We start from the raw sequence: 15,681 nt of genomic DNA, 5'->3' as shown, positions 1-15,681 counted from the left end.
GGGCTTCGACAAGCTCAGCCCGAACGGGGTGGGGTACGACAATGGCCACGACGAAACGCCCGCTGCCGATGGCCGCCGATCTCTATGGCGATCTCTACAGCGATATCGAAACCGCGCCCAAGAGCGACTGGCGGGGTTATGCCCCCGGCCTGATCGTGGTCACGATGGGCACGCTGGCGGCGGGGTTCCTGTCGGATCATTACGGCGTGCCGCTGACGCTGATGGCGCTGCTGATCGGCCTCGCGCTCAATTTTCTCAGCGCCGATGCACGGTTGACGCCGGGCCTCGCCTTCGCCTCGCGCTCGTTGCTGCGTTGGGGGATCGTGCTGGTCGGCGTGCGGATTACCGCCGGGCAGATCGTCGCGCTTGGGCCGGTCGCGTTGCTGTGCGTTGTGGCGATTGTCGCGGCGACGATGGGGGCAGGGGTGCTCGCCGCGCGCAAGCTCGGGCAGGATACCGCGTTTGGCGTGCTGGCAGGCGGATCGGTGGCGATTTGCGGCGCGTCGGCCGCGATGGCGCTGGCCACGACGCTTGGCGAAAAGCGCACCAGCCAAGCGCAGCTTACGTTGGTCCTCGTCGGCATCTCCGCGATGAGCGCAAGCGCGATGATGCTCTATCCGCTGGTCGCGCACGCTTTCCATATGAGCGACCTCAAAGCCGGTTTCCTGCTCGGCGCGGCGATTCACGATGTCGCCCAAGCACTCGGCGCTGGCTATTCCTATTCCGACGGCGCGGGCGGCATCGCCGCAATCGTCAAGCTGACCCGCGTCGCTTTGCTGGCACCGGTGCTGGCGGTGGTGGCGATGTGTCTGCCCAAGGGAGAGGGTGCAGCCAAGGGGCCGGGCGTGCCGTGGTTCGTGGTCGGCTTCTTCGTGCTGGCGGGGATCAACTCGTTCGGCGTGATCCCCCCGATCGTCGCTACGGGGGCCGAGAAAGCGGCGGCGGCGATGCTGGCAGCGGCGGTCACCGCAACCGCGATTCGTTCGCCGCTATCGCAATTGCTCGAGGCGGGGCCAAAGCCGTTGATCATCATCGGGGTGGCGACTTTGGTGGCGTTCGGTCTGGCGCTGGCGGCGGCGCTATTGCTGATCGGGTAAAACCCCGGTCGATTCCCGCACCACCAGTTCGAATTCCACTTCGCGCCGTTCGATCGGCGCATCGGCGGGGGCGAGCAGTAGGTCCGCCGCCTGATACGCCATCACCCGCGTCGGCTGACGGATCGTGGTGAGTGGCGGCCAGACGAAGCCGGCGAGCGCGGTATCGTCGAACCCGGCGACCGATAGCTGCCCCGGCACCGCGAGGCCCCGCCGATGCGCCACCGTCAGCGCGCCCGCCGCCATATCGTCGCTCGACGCGAAGATCGCGGTCGGCGGCGGATCGAGTGCGAGCAATTCCTCGGCCGCCGCTGAACCCGAGGCGAAATCGAAACTGCCTTCGCGCACCAGCACCGGATCGAGCGCGATCCCTTCCTTGCCGAGCGCCTTGGCATAGCCGCGCATCCGCTGGCCACTCGTCGCATAGCTCGGATGTCCCGCAATGAAGCCGATCCGGCGGTGCCCGAGCCCAAGCAGATGCGCGGTCATCGCCGCGGCCGCCGCTTCATTGTCGATAAAGGTCGATGGCGCGAGATCGACCACGCTGCCCGGCGACACGCGCACGAAGCGCACGCCGCGTTTGGCGAGCAATTCCAGCACCGCGGGATAATCCGACACCGGCGGGGTCAGGATCAGCCCGTCGACATGTGTCGCCTCGACCAGATTTTCGATATCGTCGAGCAAGGTCGGCGAATTGCGATCATAGGGCTGCGCGATCATCCGCACCCCGTCCAACGCGCAGCGATCACGAATGCCCGATTGCATTTCATAGACGTAATAGGGGCTGGGATTGTCGCAAATCAGCGCGATCTGGAAACTGCGCTTTCCCGCGAGCGAGCGTGCCGCCATGCTCGGGCGGAAGTTCAGCTCGGCCACTGCCGCCTCGACCCGCGCGCGCGTTTCCGCGCCGACATAGCGTTCCTTGTTGAGCACGCGCGACACGGTCTTGATCGATACGCCTGACACGCGCGACACGTCCTTGATCGTTACGCGCAAAAGCTAAGCTCCCGGATGACCCCGCTGCCTGTGTGCCGCAGCGGGGCCGTCCGGGCAACCATCACGCCATCACATTGCGTCCACGCTGGATTGTCGTGCTGTGGCCGATCCGCGCAGCCGGGTTGCTGGCCTTGATCGTGTCGACCATGATCCACTCATTGGTCGCGCTGTCGGGTGTGAGCGTCATCGCCATATAGCCACGCCGCGACGTGTCGCACCATTTCAGTTCGGGATTGCCGCGCACCAGCGTTGCGGCGATGACCTTCGGATCGGTCGCGGTGGCTGCCTCATAGCCGGGCGAGCTCACCGAATGGCCGGCGAATTCGACACCGGCAGGCTTGCCATCCTGCGCCAGGTCGTAGGCCCAGGCGTTGTGGCTGTCGCCCGACAGCACGATCAGGTTCGCGCCGAGCCGCTGCGCCCCGCGCAGGAAGCGCGCGCGCGCCGCCGGATAGCCGCCCCAACTGTCGTAATTGAACGGCAAGCCGAGCTTTGCCGCGCCGACCCCGGCCAGAATGTAATTCTTCGCGCGGGCGGACGCATCGGGCGCAAGCCAGGCGGTCGCATCCTGCGGCATGACCGTCTCGCCCATGATCGTGCCGAAGCCGACCACTTGCCAGCGCTGCCCGGCGCGCGTCGATTGCGCCATCGCATGGGAGAGCCAGCTTTCCTGCTGCGACCCCATCATCGTGACGGCCGGGTCCATCCATGCGCCGTCGCGGAACGCCTTCAGCGCGGCGGCGGGATCCTCCGCCTTGAACAAGGGCGCGACATCGGGCTGCTTGGTCCGCGCGAGCAATCGCGTTTCGGTGCGGAACAGCGTGGCGAGTGTCCCGATCTCATAGCTCTTCCACGGTTCGTCGCTGACCGGCATCCACTCGCGATAGGCCTGAATCGAGGCGGCGCGGCGGGCATTCCAGTCGCCTTCCTCGGCTTGGTGATTTTCGGCACCGCCTTCCCAACTGTCGTTCGCCGATTCGTGATCGTCCCACTGCACGATCATCGGCACCTTCTGGTGGAGCCGCTGCAGGTCGGGATCGCTGCGATAGCTGGCGTAGCGGATGCGGTAATCGGCCAGATGCAGCAATTCGGTGGCGGGCAGGGGGATACGGCCGGCGACCTGATCCTTGGCGGCGGGATAATCGCCGGCTTTATATTCGTAGAAATAGTCGCCGAGGTGGACCGCCAGATCGATGTCATCGCGCGCGGCAGCATGGGCATAGGCGTTAAAGAAGCCATAGGGCATGTTCGAGCAGGAGAAGGTCGCGGTGCGGAAGCGATCGACCGGCCCTTGCGGCAAGGTCTTGGTCATCCCGACGGGCGAGAAGCTGCCGTCGGGCGCGACGAAGCGGAAGTGGTAGCGCGTGTTGGGGGTCAGGCCATCGACCGTGATCTTGGCGGTGAAATCGCGCCACACACCCGTGATCTGCGCGCCGCCGCTCACCACGCGGGCGAAATCCGGGGTCTCGGACAGTTCGACGCGAAGCTCCGCACTGTCGCCGCTCGTCGGCACGTAGCGCGTCCACAACAGCATCGAATCGCTGCCCGGCTCGCCGCTGGCAACCGAATGGGTGAAGCCGCGCGCGGTGGAGACGTTGGGGCTTTGCGCGAATCCAGGCACCGCAAAGGCGCCCAGCCCCAGCGATCCGGTTAGCAGGAATGAGCGGCGGTCGAGGGCTTTCATGTCAGGCATCTCCTATCGGGCAAGTTCTGTGCTTGCCACTTGTCGATTGCATATCCGTGACGGATCGGAATAACCACCGGCTCGGGCGATAGCGCCCTCAAGCGACGGTTTAGGAGTGTGAGCGTGGAGCCCGACAGCGAGATCGCTCCCGCCGCATCTGCGCGCGCGCAGCGATCCTTTGCGCTCGGCAGCCCGGCGACCGCAGTGCTGCTGCTGTTCGTCACGCTGGTCGCGCGCTATGCGACACTCGGCAATCCCGTCCTCGGCTTCGATGAGCAATTCTATTTGCTGGTCGGCGACCGGATGCTTCACGGCGCGCTGCCCTATGTCGATATTTTCGATCGCAAACCGATCGGGTTGTTCCTGCTCTATGCCGGTGCGCGGTTGGCCGGGGGTGAGGGGTTCGTCCAGTACAAGCTGCTGGCAGGGCTTTTCGTCGCGGCGACCGCGTTCGGCATCTATTGGACCGCGCGCCGCCATGTGAATGAGTTCGGGTCGGTTTTGGCCGCGATTCTGTACATCCTGTGGCTGAACTTCATGGAGGGCGAAGGCGGGCAGGCGCCGGTCTTCTACAACGCCTTGATGATTGGGGCGGGGGCGTTGCTGCTGTCCGCCGTGCCGCGCGCCGATGGGCTTGTCGCGAAGGGGATGGCGGCGCTGCTGCTGGTCGGGCTTGCGCTGCAGATCAAATATAGCGTGCTGGTCGAGGGCGTGTATTTCGGTTGCGCGTTTCTGCTGCTCGCGCGGCGGCATGGTGTCTCGTTGGGTCGCACGGCGCTGTTTGCGGCAGCGATGATTGCGCTGGCGCTGCTGCCGACTGCGCTGGTCGCGCTCTATTATGCGAGCCTCGGCCAGTGGCAGGCGTTCGTTTTCGCCAATTTCGTGTCGGTGTTCGGGCAGACCAAGGGGAGCTTCGCCCGCGAAGTCGTCGGTTTGGCGAGCTTTGTCGGGCTGTTCCTGCCGCTGCTGATCGTGGGGCTGATCGGCCCGCGCAGACCCACCGCGGCATCGAGCGCGCTCGAGCGGCGGTATCTGATTGGATGGCTCGCAAGCGCGGTGTTCAGCGTGCTTGTCTATTGGCGCTTCGATGCGCCGCATTATGCCTTGCCAATCCTGGTGCCGGCTTTCCTATTGCTGGCGAGCGCATTGGCCGCACGGCGCCGGGTGGCGATCGGGTTTGCGGTGACGGCGCTCGTGGCCGGGCAAATCGTGCTGGCGATCAGCATTTCCGCCAAGGGCGGGGACCGCGAAGCCCGCGCCGTCGCGGCACTCGCGATGCCGACCAGCCGGTGTATCTTCGTCTATAACGGCTATCCGGCGCTCTATATGCTGACCCACTCATGCTTGCCGGCGCGCTGGGTCTTCCCGGGTCATCTCAACACGGCTGATGAGAACAATCCGCGGGCGCTGGGCGGCGATCCCCAGGTGATCACGCGGGCGATCCTTGCCGCAAACCCGGATGCGATCGTCGACACCTATCCCGTCTACAAATTCGGCAACCCCGCCGCGCACGCCTTGGTTATGCAGGCGATCCGCCAGCGTTATACGCTGGCGGGGTGCGTCGCGACGCGCGGGCGGGTTCGTCTGGTTTATCGCCTACGCGGAGACAAGGGACCGCGTGCGATCGAAAGTTGTCCCGCCAAGCTTCGCGCCAAGATTGGCTAAAATCCGCCCTCAGGCTGCCGCGCGCAGCGGTTTGCCGGCGCGCTTCAGGTCAACCTGCGCCTGATAATAGTCCATCAGTTCGATCGCATGGTCGCGGTCGCTGCGGACCTTGTCCGCTGCGACGAGCGCCGCGCGGCGCAGCACGCGCTGGTCACGCGCGAACAGCCGGTGGATCGCCATCGCGGCACTTTGCGCATCGCGCGCGGTGTAGAATTCTGACGCATGCTTGTCGGCCACTTCAGCGCAACCGCCGGTGTCGGGCACAATCAGAGGGAGGCCACCCGCCATCGCCTCGGACGCGACCAGACCGAACGGCTCGGCTTCCGATCCGTGGATCAGCGCGTCGCAACTCGCCACGATCCGCGCCAGCCGCTCGCGATCGTAGACCGGGCGGAACATGCGGATGTGCGGGCTACCGGCGATACGCATCTCGATCTGGCGGCTTTCGACGCCGGTGCCGAGCAGGATCAGCCCAACCGGAAGCTCCGATCCGGCGCGCTCGGCCGCGTCGATCACCAGCCGCCAGCGTTTTTCCGGATGATGGCGGCCAAGCCCGAGCAACAAATGGCCGGTCGGCGGCAAATCGCACTGCGCGAGCAAGGCAGCGCGGAGGCGTTCGTCGCGCAGACCGGGTGAGAAATGGCCGCGCTCGATCCCCAGCGGCATCGCCGCGTCGATGTGGACGCCGCGGTTCTTCAGTCGTTTCTCGAGCGCGGGGCCATTGGTGACGACCGTGTCGAAATAGGCGAGGAAGCGCGACATGTAGCGGCTGTACCAGCCGAACGCGCGTTCCAGCCGGTCCTGCGGGCCCATATTCTCGAGCCACCGCAGCGCGTAGGCGGCCATGTTGTCGTTATGCATGAAGAACGCCTTCACCGCGCCGCCTTCATATTTCGGCTGCCACTTGCCGATGATCCACGGCAGGCGCCACGGCGACGAGGTTTCGACCACATCCGGCTGCAAGGCATCGAGCAGGTTCAGGATCGGCGGCGCTTCCCAGAAGATCCCGTAATTCTGGTCGAGCGGCAAATGCCCGGTCTCAATCCAGATCACCTTGCCGCCGCCGGGGCGTTCCTCGACCCGGTTTTCCTTGCCCGGCGCGATCACGATCAGTTCGTGGCCGAGATCGGCCATGATCCCCATCTTGCGGTCGATATAGGTGCGCACGCCGCCGCCGGTCGGTGAATAGAATTCGTTGACGTCGACGATGCGCATCGCGGCTCAGCTCCCGATCGGGCCGAATCCGCCGAGCCCGCGCAGATATTGCGCGCGAATATCGACCGACACCATCCCTGCCGGGACAACGATCCGCGCCTGATCGAGTTTCGGCCGCGACCGGCCGAGCTTACGATTGCTGACAAAGCCCGCACCGTCGCTCCAGAAGTTGAACTTGTTCTTGCCGTCGCGATTGTGCGTGAACAGCAGGGCATAGGCGCCGGGGCTCGGCACGCGGATGCACAGGACGACCGGGCCGCTCGCCGGCGTCGGCAGGCGCACGCGGCGGAAGAACTTGCCCTCGCGGATCAGCAGATAATCGTCGCGCAGGAAATCGGTCTCGTTCGCAGGGTACAGTTCCAGCTTCAATTCGCCGGTGCGATCCTTCAGCCCTTCGACCGCCACGCGGATCGCCGGCCCGCCGCCGGGGGTGCAGGCCGCCGCATCGCTGCCCAGCGCCTGCGCCGCCTGTGCCGTGCCGGGCGCGCCGACGCCGAACAGCGCGGCACCCAGCAGGGCGGCGGTCATCGAAAATCTACGCAGCATTCTCACGTCTTTCTCACCAAACTCGACAAGCCGAACATCGCCATCAGGATGACATGAACCAGCAGCGGTAGCGCAGCCGTGACCGCGATCAGCACGGTCAGCTTGTCATCCTGCCCGATCAATAGCGTGGCGAAGGTGGCAAAAAGAAGTTCAGTGTTCGGCAGAAGTGGCAATCGCCCGACGATCAGCCGCGCTGCCGAGAGCAGCAGCCACACCCCCATCGACACGGTCGGCAGTCCGAAATGCCATGCCAAAGCGATCAGGATCGAGCCTGCGATCAAGCGTAGGCAGTGGACGTTGAAAATCCACCACAGCGTCGCACGCGGCAGCGAGAAGATGCGCTTGGAGAAGATCAGGAACGGCAGCGACATGCCGAACACGCCCACGATCGACCAGATCGCATTGTGCAATTGCTGTTCGGTCAGCAGCCCGATGCCAAGCGGCATGGCGACCGCGATCATCGCCAGCGTGACCATGTTGCCGGCGATCGCCGACAAGATGCTGACGTCCTTCACCGCGCCGAACGGGGCGGCGACCATCGACGATCGCTGCCGCGCCCAGGCGTAGAAATAGGCCTCGCCCGAATAATTGAGCACATCGTTGGCGATGCGTTTCTTGATCAGCGCGGCGAATCCGCTGACGGGAATGCCCCACAATTTGCGGAAGATGATGAAGTCGCCGATGACGGGCGAGAAATAGAGGAGGATGAAAAAGACGTAGAACAGCGGGCTCGTCGGCATCGCCGAGACCCAGCTATCGACCCCGAGCGCGCGGAGTTTGAGGCCGAGCCAGACGATCATCACCACCGTTACCACAGCGCCGAGATAGGTCGGCCAGCGTCGCTTGAACGGCGGCATCGGCACGAGCCCGCCGAGATCGGCGCTCGCGGCTGCCCGCGCCGGTGTTTCGCTCGGCGTTCCGACGATCCCCGGCCCAGTCTTCAAAATGTCCACGTGGTGCGTCTGTCCGCTCGTTCGGCTGATCGGTGATATCTAACCGTGTCGCCCTGCCGCCCCTTAACGGCAGAAGTGTGGCGCGGCAATTCGCTTTGGGGCCGACCCGTCGCGCGCCGCATCACGCTGGCGGTTTGACCTGATCGGGATGCGCGGCGGCAAACTCGGCGCATTCGGCGGCGGCGGCATTGGCGCGCAGCAGGCGCGGAAACGCAGCGAGCGGGACCGCAAAACGCCGCGCGTTATAGAGTTGCGGAACCAGGCACACATCGGCCAGGTTGGGCGCCTTCCCGCCGAGGAACGGCCCCGGCAGCGTGGCGGTCATCGCTTCCAATGCGGTCAAGCCTTCGATGATCCAATGCGTATACCAGGCATCGCGCGCTGCCTGATCGGCCCCGAACTGACTGGTCAGCCGGTTGAGCACGCGCAAATTGTCGATTGGGTGGATATCCGCTGCGATCACCAGTGCCTGTGCCAGCACGTGCGACCGGGCCACCGGATCGGACGATACCATCGGCACCGCCTCATGGGTGGCGTCGAGATAGTCGATGATCGCAAGACTCTGCGTCAGCACCGTCGTGCCGATGTCGAGTGCCGGGACCAGGCCCTGCGGATTGCGCGCCAGAAACGCTGGTTCGCGCTGCGCCCCGTTGGACAGATCGACTGCGACGCTGTGATACGCGACGTGCTTCAGATTGAGCGCGATCCGGACTCGGTAGGCCGCCGATGAGCGCCAGAAATCGTAGAGGACCGGCGTCATGCCTCGGCGTCGGCTTCTGCTTCCGAACTGCGTTCGAGCGCTACCTTGATCATCGCGGTCAGCGGATCGGCCAGCGTCAGGCCGAGAATACCGAACAAAGTCCCCGCCAGGATCTGCGTCGACAGCGTCAGCGCGGGCGGCAGATCGACCGTGCGCTTCGCCACCATCGGAATGATGACATAGCCGTCGAGCGTCTGGATGAAGAAATAGATGCCGATCGCGGCGAACCCAGTGTGCATCCCCGCGCTGAACCCCACCGCGACCATCAGCACGCCGCTGACGATCGCGCCGATATTGGGGATGAACGCCAAGATGCCGGTGATGATCCCGAGCACCAACGCCATCGGTACGCCGAAAATCGCCAGCGCGACGCCGGTCATCACGCCCTCCAGCGCCATGCCGAACAGCCGCCCGGCGAGCAGCCGCCGCATCGTTACGGTCATCGCTTCGATGGTGCCGGAGAAACGCGGGCGCATGTCGCGTGGCACCATCCATTGCAGCCCGCCTTCGTACAGCCGCGGCTCCATCGCAATGAACAGGCCGATCACCAGCACCATGATCAGGCTGGCGAGAGCGCCGAACGCGACACCGAGATAGGAGGTGATCTTGCCGAACGATCCCAAGGCTTGCTGCGCCATGCCGTTGAGATCGGCCTTGCCCGGCATGATGCCGATGTTCGACGCCCATTCGATCAGCTTGGTCGCCTGCGTCGTCAGCGTGGCGCGCAATTGTTCGACCTGCTGCGCAATGCCGGCGCCGGTCAAATAGAAGACGCCGACGACGAACACGATCGTCAGGATGACGACGATCGCCAAGCGCCATGGCCGCCCGATCGGCAAGATTCGCCCGAGCAAACGCACGCCGCCGTCGAGCATCGAGGCGAAGACCAACCCAGCGAAAATGATCAGCAGGGGCTGAATCAGCAAGACGACCAACGCAATTGCGCCGGCGAGCCCAAGCCACACCGTCGCGCGCTTCAACTCCTGCCGAATGAACGGGTCACGCAATTCGTTGGGCGCGGGCTCGCTGACGAGTTCAACTGTCTCGGTATCGCTCATTTGTCGCGCGCCGCGTGCAGCGACGTCCCGGAGCGACCGCCGCGGAACGACTGGCCCCAGGTCAGCGGGTTCCAGCTACCGAGCCCGGTCTTCGAGAAGGTAATGAATTCCGCACGCCCGCCGAGATATTCCCACGGCACCGGCCCGCCGAGCCCCCCCTGGTCGAGCGGCACGCGGCTGTCGGCGCTGCGATCGCGATTGTCGCCCATCAGGAAGACATGGTTCGCAGGGATGGTAACGGCGGGAAAGTCATCGCCCGGGCTATAACCCAGTTCGACCGTCTCATAATGCCGTCCGCCCGGCAGCGTTTCGGTGACGAGCGGCATGTGGCAGATCGCGCTGCCATCGGGCGCGGTGCGCAGCGCGTCCGGGCCGAGATCGCAGGTCAGGCCGGTTTCAGGGGCTGGCTGTGGCATCCCGCCGTAATGCGGAACGTCGACATAATGCAGCGGACCGCGTTTCAGCGGCACCCCGTTCAGGATCACCGTGCCGCCGCGCACCTCGATCCGATCGCCGGGTAAGCCGATCAGACGCTTGATATAGTCGGTCTTGGTCCCCGGCGGGGTTATGATCACCACATCGCCGCGCTCGGGCAGGCGCCCCAGCAAGCGCCCGCTGATAAAGGGCAATACATGGAACGTGGGTGAAACGAACGACCAGCCATAGGGATATTTGCTCACCACCAGCTGATCCCCGACCAGCAGCCCCGGCAGCATCGATTCCGACGGGATATAGAAGGGCTTGGCGACGAAGGTGTGGAACCCCAGCACCGCCAGGATCAGCCATAGGATACCGCGCAATTCGGATGCCCAGTCGGTGCCGGGCCGCTTGGCGGCGGGACTCGACGACTCCGCGGGCGCAGCGTTCTTTTCGCCGGGCGTGCCGATCTCGTCGCTATCCAGGGCCAAATCCTCACTCATATGTCGTCCTTACGCACCGTTTCGATCGGCACGATCGCTTCAATAATTACGAACGCCTGTGCCCAGGGATGATCGTCGGTCATCGTCAAATGTACGCGCGTGACGTGGCCATCGGGCGTCAACGCGTCAAGTCTTGCCTTGGCTCCCCCGGTAAGCGCCAGCGTGGGGGCACCGGAGGGGGCGTTGACGACGCCGATGTCCTTCATGAACACGCCGTGTTTGAAACCGGTCCCGACGGCCTTGGAAAAAGCTTCCTTGGCGGCAAAGCGCTTGGCCAGCGTGCCCGCCTTGGTGAAGGGGCGCCGCGCGGCCTTGGCGCGCTCGATATCGGTGAACACACGGTTCTCAAAACGCGCGCCGAAGCGACCGAGTGACGCCTGGATCCGCTCGATATTACAGAGGTCGGAACCGAGCCCGATGATCACCGCGCCGCATCCATCGCCGCGCGCATCGCGCGGACCGCGTCGCCCAGCCCCATGAAGATCGCGTCGGCAATCAGGCTGTGGCCGATATTGAGCTCGCGCACCTGGGGAATCGCGGCGATCGGCGCCACATTGGCGAGCGTCAGGCCGTGCCCGGCATGGACTTCGATCCCGTTCTTGGCGGCAAGCGCTGCGGCTTCGGTCAGGCGGCGCACTTCCGCGACCTGCGCTTCGCCCGACAGATCGGCATAGCGCCCGGTGTGCAATTCGATCACCGGCGCGCCGAGCCGGATCGCGGCCTCGATCTGGCGCGCATCGGGCTCGATGAACAGCGACACGCGAATGTTCGCCGCGCGCAGTTCGGACACTAGCGGCGCCAGATGGTCGTGCTGCCCGACCGCATCCAGTCCACCCTCGGTGGTCCGCTCCTCGCGCTTTTCAGGCACGATGCACGCGGCGTGGGGGCGGTGGCGGAGCGCGATCGCCAGCATCTCCTGCGTCGCCGCCATTTCAAAATTGAGCGGAATCGTCAGTTCGGCGGAAAGCCGCGCGATGTCGTCGTCGGTGATGTGCCGCCGATCCTCGCGCAGATGCGCGGTGATGCCATCGGCACCCGCCTCCGCCGCGAGCAGCGCCGCGCGCACCGGATCGGGATAGCCCGATCCGCGCGCATTCCGCACCGTCGCGACATGGTCGATGTTGACGCCGAGCCGCAGCCGATCGTCCTGCGCCTGTCGACGGATCATGCCGCGCGGCTCCCAGGCTTCATCGCCGGGATCGCGGCGAGTTCGGGCGGTAGCGACTCCGCCGCATAAGTTGGAACGTCGAGTCGAATCAGGGGGTAGAACGGTACGCCCAGATCGGCCGTGCCGTTGGACCGATCGACCAAAGCCGCCGCCGCGACCGTCTCGCCGCCCGCGCGCGCGATTGCTGCAATCGCCTCTTTGGAGGAGAGGCCGGTCGTCACCACGTCCTCCATCATCAACACTTTCATGCCCGGTTCGAGGCGGAAGCCGCGGCGCAGTTCGAAGACGCCCTCGGGCCGTTCGAGGAACATCGCCGACACCCCTAGCGCGCGTGCCATTTCATGCCCGGCGATCACCCCGCCCATCGCGGGGGATATGACGGCTGCGATGCTTTCCCGTACGTCGGCGGGGAGTCGCGCGGCCAAGGCGTCGGCCAGACGTGCGCCGCGCGCCGGATCCATCAGCACCCGCGCACACTGTAGATAGCGTGAGGAGCGCAATCCCGATGAAAGGATGAAATGCCCCTCCAGCAGCGCCTCGGCGGCACGGAATTCGGCCAGAACATCGTCGTCAGTCATCGTCTCGGGTCCTGTCTGCGGGGGGCCTGATTAGAAGTGTGGGTGCAGCGACGCAACGATTGCGCAAAAAATCCGCTATGATCGACTTGAGACACACGGGCTGCGTGGGTATAGGGCCGGGCTTACGGGCGTATCCCCGCCCTGCCGACAGCGTGCGTCGGCGCGAGTGGTCGAGGGTAGAAAAAGAAAGATGCGAATGATCGGGATCAAATCGATCGCGTTGGCCGCGGGCCTCGCGATGCTGAGTGTCGGGGCAGCCAATGCCGCACCGCAAGCTGCGCCGATTGCTCCTGTATCAAAACCGGTCGAGGCCGCGCCCACGGTCGTGGTCGCCGATCCCGCTGCCGCAACCCCCGCTGCCGCCATCCCCGCCACGGCGCCTGCTGCGTCGACCGACCCGATGCTCGCCGTCGACGGCGCGCCCGCAATGGCAATCGATCCCAAGGTTGGTCAGCCGGTCGTCGGTGATCTCGGCCTGCAACGCCAAGTGACGCGCACCGGCAACCAGGCCGCGTGGTTTCACAACTGGCTGTTGATGCCGGTCATCACCTTCATTTCGGTGCTGGTGCTGTTCCTGCTCGGCTGGGTGATGGTGCGCTATCGCCGTGCCGCCAACCCGGTGGCGTCCAAGACATCGCATAACACCGTTCTCGAAGTGCTCTGGACCGGTGTCCCGGTGCTGATCCTGCTCGGCCTTGCGCTGCCCTCGATCGGGTTGCTGCAGGCGCAATATAAGCCAGCGCCCAAGAATGCGATCACGCTGAAGGCGATCGGCAACCAATGGTATTGGTCGTATCAATATCCCGACAATGGCGGGTTCGAAGTCACCGCGAACATGCTCAAGGAGGCCGGTGAAGTCGGCAAGGGCGAGCGCGCACGCACGGCCGTAGATGGTCCCCGCTTGCTCGCGACCGACCAGCGCGTCGTGCTCCCGGTCGGCGTGCCGATTCGCCTGATCACCACGTCGAACGACGTGATCCATGCCTGGGAAATCCCGGCGTTCTGGATCAAGCTCGACGCCATCCCCGGCCGCTTGAACGAGACGAGCTTCACGATCGACAAGCCCGGCGTCTATTTCGGCGTCTGCTCCGAACTGTGCGGCGCGCGCCACGGCTATATGCCGATCGCGGTGCAGGCGGTGACACCCGAGGTGTTCGCGCAATGGGTGAAGGCAAAGGGCGGGACGATGCCCGGTGCCGCTGCAGCGCCGTCGCCCGCCGTCACCGGATCCGAACCCGCCGCACCGACCGCCGCCGATACGGCCGCCGCCAACGCGCTGCCCGCCGCTTCCGGCTCCAACGCTTCCGCTGGACAATAAGCCATGACCGACACCGCCCTCAGCCCAGCCGCCTTCGAGGCGCACACGCACGACGTGCACGCGCATGACGACCATCAAATGTCGTTTTTCGCGCGCTGGTTCATGTCGACCAACCATAAGGACATTGGGACGCTGTACCTGATCTTCGCGATCTTCGCGGGCATCATTGGTGGCGCGATCTCAGGCCTGATGCGCGTCGAACTGGCCGAGCCGGGCATTCAATATCTCGGTATCTGGGCAAGCTACCTCCCCGGTGGCGAGCAGGGCCTCGATCATTCGCTCCATTTGTGGAACGTGCTGATCACCGCGCACGGCCTGATCATGGTGTTCTTCATGGTCATGCCGGCGATGATCGGCGGCTTCGGCAACTGGTTCGTGCCCATTATGATCGGCGCGCCCGACATGGCCTTCCCGCGGATGAACAACATCTCGTTCTGGCTGCTGATCCCAAGCTTCACGCTGCTGCTCGCCTCGCCGTTCTTCGGGGGTGCAGGCAATGGCTGGACGCTCTACGCGCCGCTTTCGACTTATGGTGAGCCCGGACCGTCGACCGACATGGCGATCCTTGCGCTGCACCTTGCCGGTGCCTCGTCGATCCTCGGTGCCATCAACTTCATCACCACCATCTTCAATATGCGCGCGCCGGGCATGACCCTGCACAAGATGCCGCTGTTCGTGTGGTCGGTGCTGGTCACCGCCTTCCTGCTGTTGCTGGCGCTTCCGGTGCTCGCCGCCGCGATCACGATGCTGCTGACCGACCGTAATTTCGGCACGACCTTCTTCGATCCCGCCGGTGGTGGCGATCCCGTACTGTACCAGCATCTCTTCTGGTTCTTCGGCCATCCCGAAGTGTACATCATGATCCTGCCGGGCTTCGGCATCGTCAGCCAGGTGATCTCGACTTTCTCGAAGAAGCCGGTGTTCGGCTACCTCGGCATGGCCTACGCCATGGTCGCGATCGGTGTGGTTGGCTTCGTGGTGTGGGCGCACCACATGTTCACAACGGGTCTCTCGGTAAACACCAAGATGTACTTCACGGCGGCAACGATGGTCATTGCGGTGCCGACCGGCATCAAGATCTTCTCGTGGATCGCGACGATGTGGGGCGGCTCGCTGTCCTTCAAGACACCGATGATGTGGGCGATCGGCTTCATCTTCATGTTCACCGTCGGCGGCGTGACCGGCGTGGTGCTCGCGAACGGCGGTATCGACGATTACATGCAGGACAGCTATTACGTGGTGGCGCATTTCCACTATGTTCTGTCGCTGGGTGCGGTGTTCTCGCTGTTCTGCGGCTTCTATTACTGGTTCCCGAAAATGTCGGGCAAGATGTACAATGAGTTCCTCGGCCAGCTGCATTACTGGGTGTTCTTCATCGGCGTGAACATCCTGTTCTTCCCGATGCACTTCCTCGGTCTGCAGAACATGCAGCGCCGCGTGCCGGATTACACCGACGCGCTTGCGCAGTGGAACTGGGTCGCCACGCTTGGCTACAAGATCATGGCGGCATCGATGCTGGTGTTCTTCGTCAACATCATCTGGTCGCTGTTCAAGGGCAAGACGGCGGGCGACAACCCTTGGGGTGACGGCGCGACGACGCTCGAATGGACGCTGTCGAGCCCGCCGCCATATCACCAGTTCGAGACGCTGCCGCGGATCGACTAAGCCGGAGGCAGGCGCGCTGCGAAAGCAGCGCGCCAGTCCCGCGTTAGGCGGGAGCCGATCG

At 64.8% G+C, this 15,681-nt stretch carries 15 protein-coding genes; 4 read left to right on the top strand and 11 right to left on the bottom strand.

Annotated elements, in window-relative coordinates; all coding sequences use genetic code 11:
- Positions 1-68: 68 nt before the first annotated feature.
- Entirely contained in the window at positions 69-1,097 is a 1,029-nt protein-coding gene (locus HMP06_RS12425) for a YeiH family protein (protein ID WP_176498524.1), read from the top strand.
- On the opposite strand, the gene HMP06_RS12420 is transcribed toward HMP06_RS12425, so the two are convergent.
- The gene (locus HMP06_RS12420; RefSeq protein WP_176497355.1) at positions 1,080-2,090 is read right to left on the bottom strand and encodes a LacI family DNA-binding transcriptional regulator; all 1,011 of its coding nucleotides are present in this window, start codon (positions 2,088-2,090) and stop codon (positions 1,080-1,082) included. The genes HMP06_RS12425 and HMP06_RS12420 overlap by 18 nt on opposite strands.
- Positions 2,091-2,151: 61 nt before the next feature.
- Positions 2,152-3,774, bottom strand: coding sequence for an alkaline phosphatase D family protein (locus HMP06_RS12415; RefSeq protein ID WP_176497354.1), 1,623 nt, complete (start codon positions 3,772-3,774; stop codon positions 2,152-2,154).
- A gap of 123 nt (positions 3,775-3,897) precedes the next feature.
- On the opposite strand from HMP06_RS12415, the gene HMP06_RS12410 reads away from it, so the two are divergent.
- Positions 3,898-5,439, top strand: coding sequence for a glycosyltransferase family 39 protein (locus HMP06_RS12410; protein WP_176497353.1), 1,542 nt, complete (start codon positions 3,898-3,900; stop codon positions 5,437-5,439).
- Between the two features lie 9 nt (positions 5,440-5,448).
- Here the strand turns inward: HMP06_RS12410 and HMP06_RS12405 are convergent, their stop codons facing one another.
- The 9 genes from HMP06_RS12405 to pyrE form a co-directional block, all read right to left on the bottom strand.
- Positions 5,449-6,654: a glycosyltransferase gene (locus tag HMP06_RS12405; RefSeq protein WP_176497352.1), complete on the bottom strand. Its 1,206-nt coding sequence runs from the start codon at positions 6,652-6,654 to the stop codon at positions 5,449-5,451.
- Positions 6,655-6,660: 6 nt separating this feature from the next.
- A complete protein-coding gene (locus HMP06_RS12400; protein ID WP_176497351.1) occupies positions 6,661-7,200 on the bottom strand; it encodes a DUF2141 domain-containing protein in 540 nt (179 codons plus the stop codon).
- A 2-nt stretch (positions 7,201-7,202) separates the two neighbouring features.
- Positions 7,203-8,153: a hypothetical protein gene (locus HMP06_RS12395; RefSeq protein ID WP_176497350.1), complete on the bottom strand. Its 951-nt coding sequence runs from the start codon at positions 8,151-8,153 to the stop codon at positions 7,203-7,205.
- 121 nt (positions 8,154-8,274) lie between these two features.
- Positions 8,275-8,913 carry a maleylacetoacetate isomerase gene (maiA, locus tag HMP06_RS12390; protein WP_176497349.1) on the bottom strand — a complete coding sequence of 213 codons (639 nt, stop codon included), beginning with the start codon at positions 8,911-8,913 and terminating at the stop codon, positions 8,275-8,277.
- On the bottom strand, positions 8,910-9,971 hold the full coding sequence (locus tag HMP06_RS12385) for an AI-2E family transporter (protein WP_176497348.1): 1,062 nt from the start codon (positions 9,969-9,971) through the stop codon (positions 8,910-8,912). The genes maiA and HMP06_RS12385 overlap by 4 nt, the downstream gene beginning before the upstream one ends.
- The gene (gene lepB, locus HMP06_RS12380; protein ID WP_176497347.1) at positions 9,968-10,891 is read right to left on the bottom strand and encodes a signal peptidase I; all 924 of its coding nucleotides are present in this window, start codon (positions 10,889-10,891) and stop codon (positions 9,968-9,970) included. Before lepB ends, HMP06_RS12385 begins: the two co-directional genes overlap by 4 nt.
- A complete protein-coding gene (acpS, locus tag HMP06_RS12375; protein ID WP_176497346.1) occupies positions 10,888-11,316 on the bottom strand; it encodes a holo-ACP synthase in 429 nt (142 codons plus the stop codon). The genes lepB and acpS overlap by 4 nt, the downstream gene beginning before the upstream one ends.
- Positions 11,313-12,059 carry a pyridoxine 5'-phosphate synthase gene (locus tag HMP06_RS12370; RefSeq protein ID WP_176497345.1) on the bottom strand — a complete coding sequence of 249 codons (747 nt, stop codon included), beginning with the start codon at positions 12,057-12,059 and terminating at the stop codon, positions 11,313-11,315. Before HMP06_RS12370 ends, acpS begins: the two co-directional genes overlap by 4 nt.
- Positions 12,056-12,637 carry an orotate phosphoribosyltransferase gene (gene pyrE, locus HMP06_RS12365; protein WP_176497344.1) on the bottom strand — a complete coding sequence of 194 codons (582 nt, stop codon included), beginning with the start codon at positions 12,635-12,637 and terminating at the stop codon, positions 12,056-12,058. Before pyrE ends, HMP06_RS12370 begins: the two co-directional genes overlap by 4 nt.
- Before the next feature lie 196 nt (positions 12,638-12,833).
- Between pyrE and coxB the strand changes: the two genes are divergently transcribed.
- Both coxB and ctaD read left to right on the top strand, forming a co-directional pair.
- Positions 12,834-13,955 carry a cytochrome c oxidase subunit II gene (coxB, locus tag HMP06_RS12360; protein WP_176497343.1) on the top strand — a complete coding sequence of 374 codons (1,122 nt, stop codon included), beginning with the start codon at positions 12,834-12,836 and terminating at the stop codon, positions 13,953-13,955.
- 3 nt (positions 13,956-13,958) lie between these two features.
- Complete coding sequence (gene ctaD / locus HMP06_RS12355; RefSeq protein ID WP_176497342.1) at positions 13,959-15,620, top strand: cytochrome c oxidase subunit I; 1,662 nt, start codon at positions 13,959-13,961, stop codon at positions 15,618-15,620.
- Positions 15,621-15,681 lie beyond the last annotated feature (61 nt).

Source organism: Sphingomonas sp. HMP6, from assembly GCF_013374095.1.
In the GTDB taxonomy this organism is placed as follows: Bacteria; Pseudomonadota; Alphaproteobacteria; order Sphingomonadales; family Sphingomonadaceae; genus Sphingomonas.
This window is presented reverse-complemented; position numbering and strand designations above follow the sequence as displayed.

Coding starts and splice junctions, on each gene's coding strand:
- HMP06_RS12425 (WP_176498524.1), top strand. CDS start 69: ATGGCCGCCGATCTCTATGGCGATCTCTACAGCGATATCGAAACCGCG.
- HMP06_RS12415 (WP_176497354.1), bottom strand. CDS start 3,774: ATGAAAGCCCTCGACCGCCGCTCATTCCTGCTAACCGGATCGCTGGGG.
- HMP06_RS12405 (WP_176497352.1), bottom strand. CDS start 6,654: ATGCGCATCGTCGACGTCAACGAATTCTATTCACCGACCGGCGGCGGC.
- HMP06_RS12400 (WP_176497351.1), bottom strand. CDS start 7,200: ATGCTGCGTAGATTTTCGATGACCGCCGCCCTGCTGGGTGCCGCGCTG.
- maiA (WP_176497349.1), bottom strand. CDS start 8,913: ATGACGCCGGTCCTCTACGATTTCTGGCGCTCATCGGCGGCCTACCGA.
- HMP06_RS12385 (WP_176497348.1), bottom strand. CDS start 9,971: ATGAGCGATACCGAGACAGTTGAACTCGTCAGCGAGCCCGCGCCCAAC.
- lepB (WP_176497347.1), bottom strand. CDS start 10,891: ATGAGTGAGGATTTGGCCCTGGATAGCGACGAGATCGGCACGCCCGGC.
- HMP06_RS12370 (WP_176497345.1), bottom strand. CDS start 12,059: ATGATCCGTCGACAGGCGCAGGACGATCGGCTGCGGCTCGGCGTCAAC.
- pyrE (WP_176497344.1), bottom strand. CDS start 12,637: ATGACTGACGACGATGTTCTGGCCGAATTCCGTGCCGCCGAGGCGCTG.
- coxB (WP_176497343.1), top strand. CDS start 12,834: ATGATCGGGATCAAATCGATCGCGTTGGCCGCGGGCCTCGCGATGCTG.
- ctaD (WP_176497342.1), top strand. CDS start 13,959: ATGACCGACACCGCCCTCAGCCCAGCCGCCTTCGAGGCGCACACGCAC.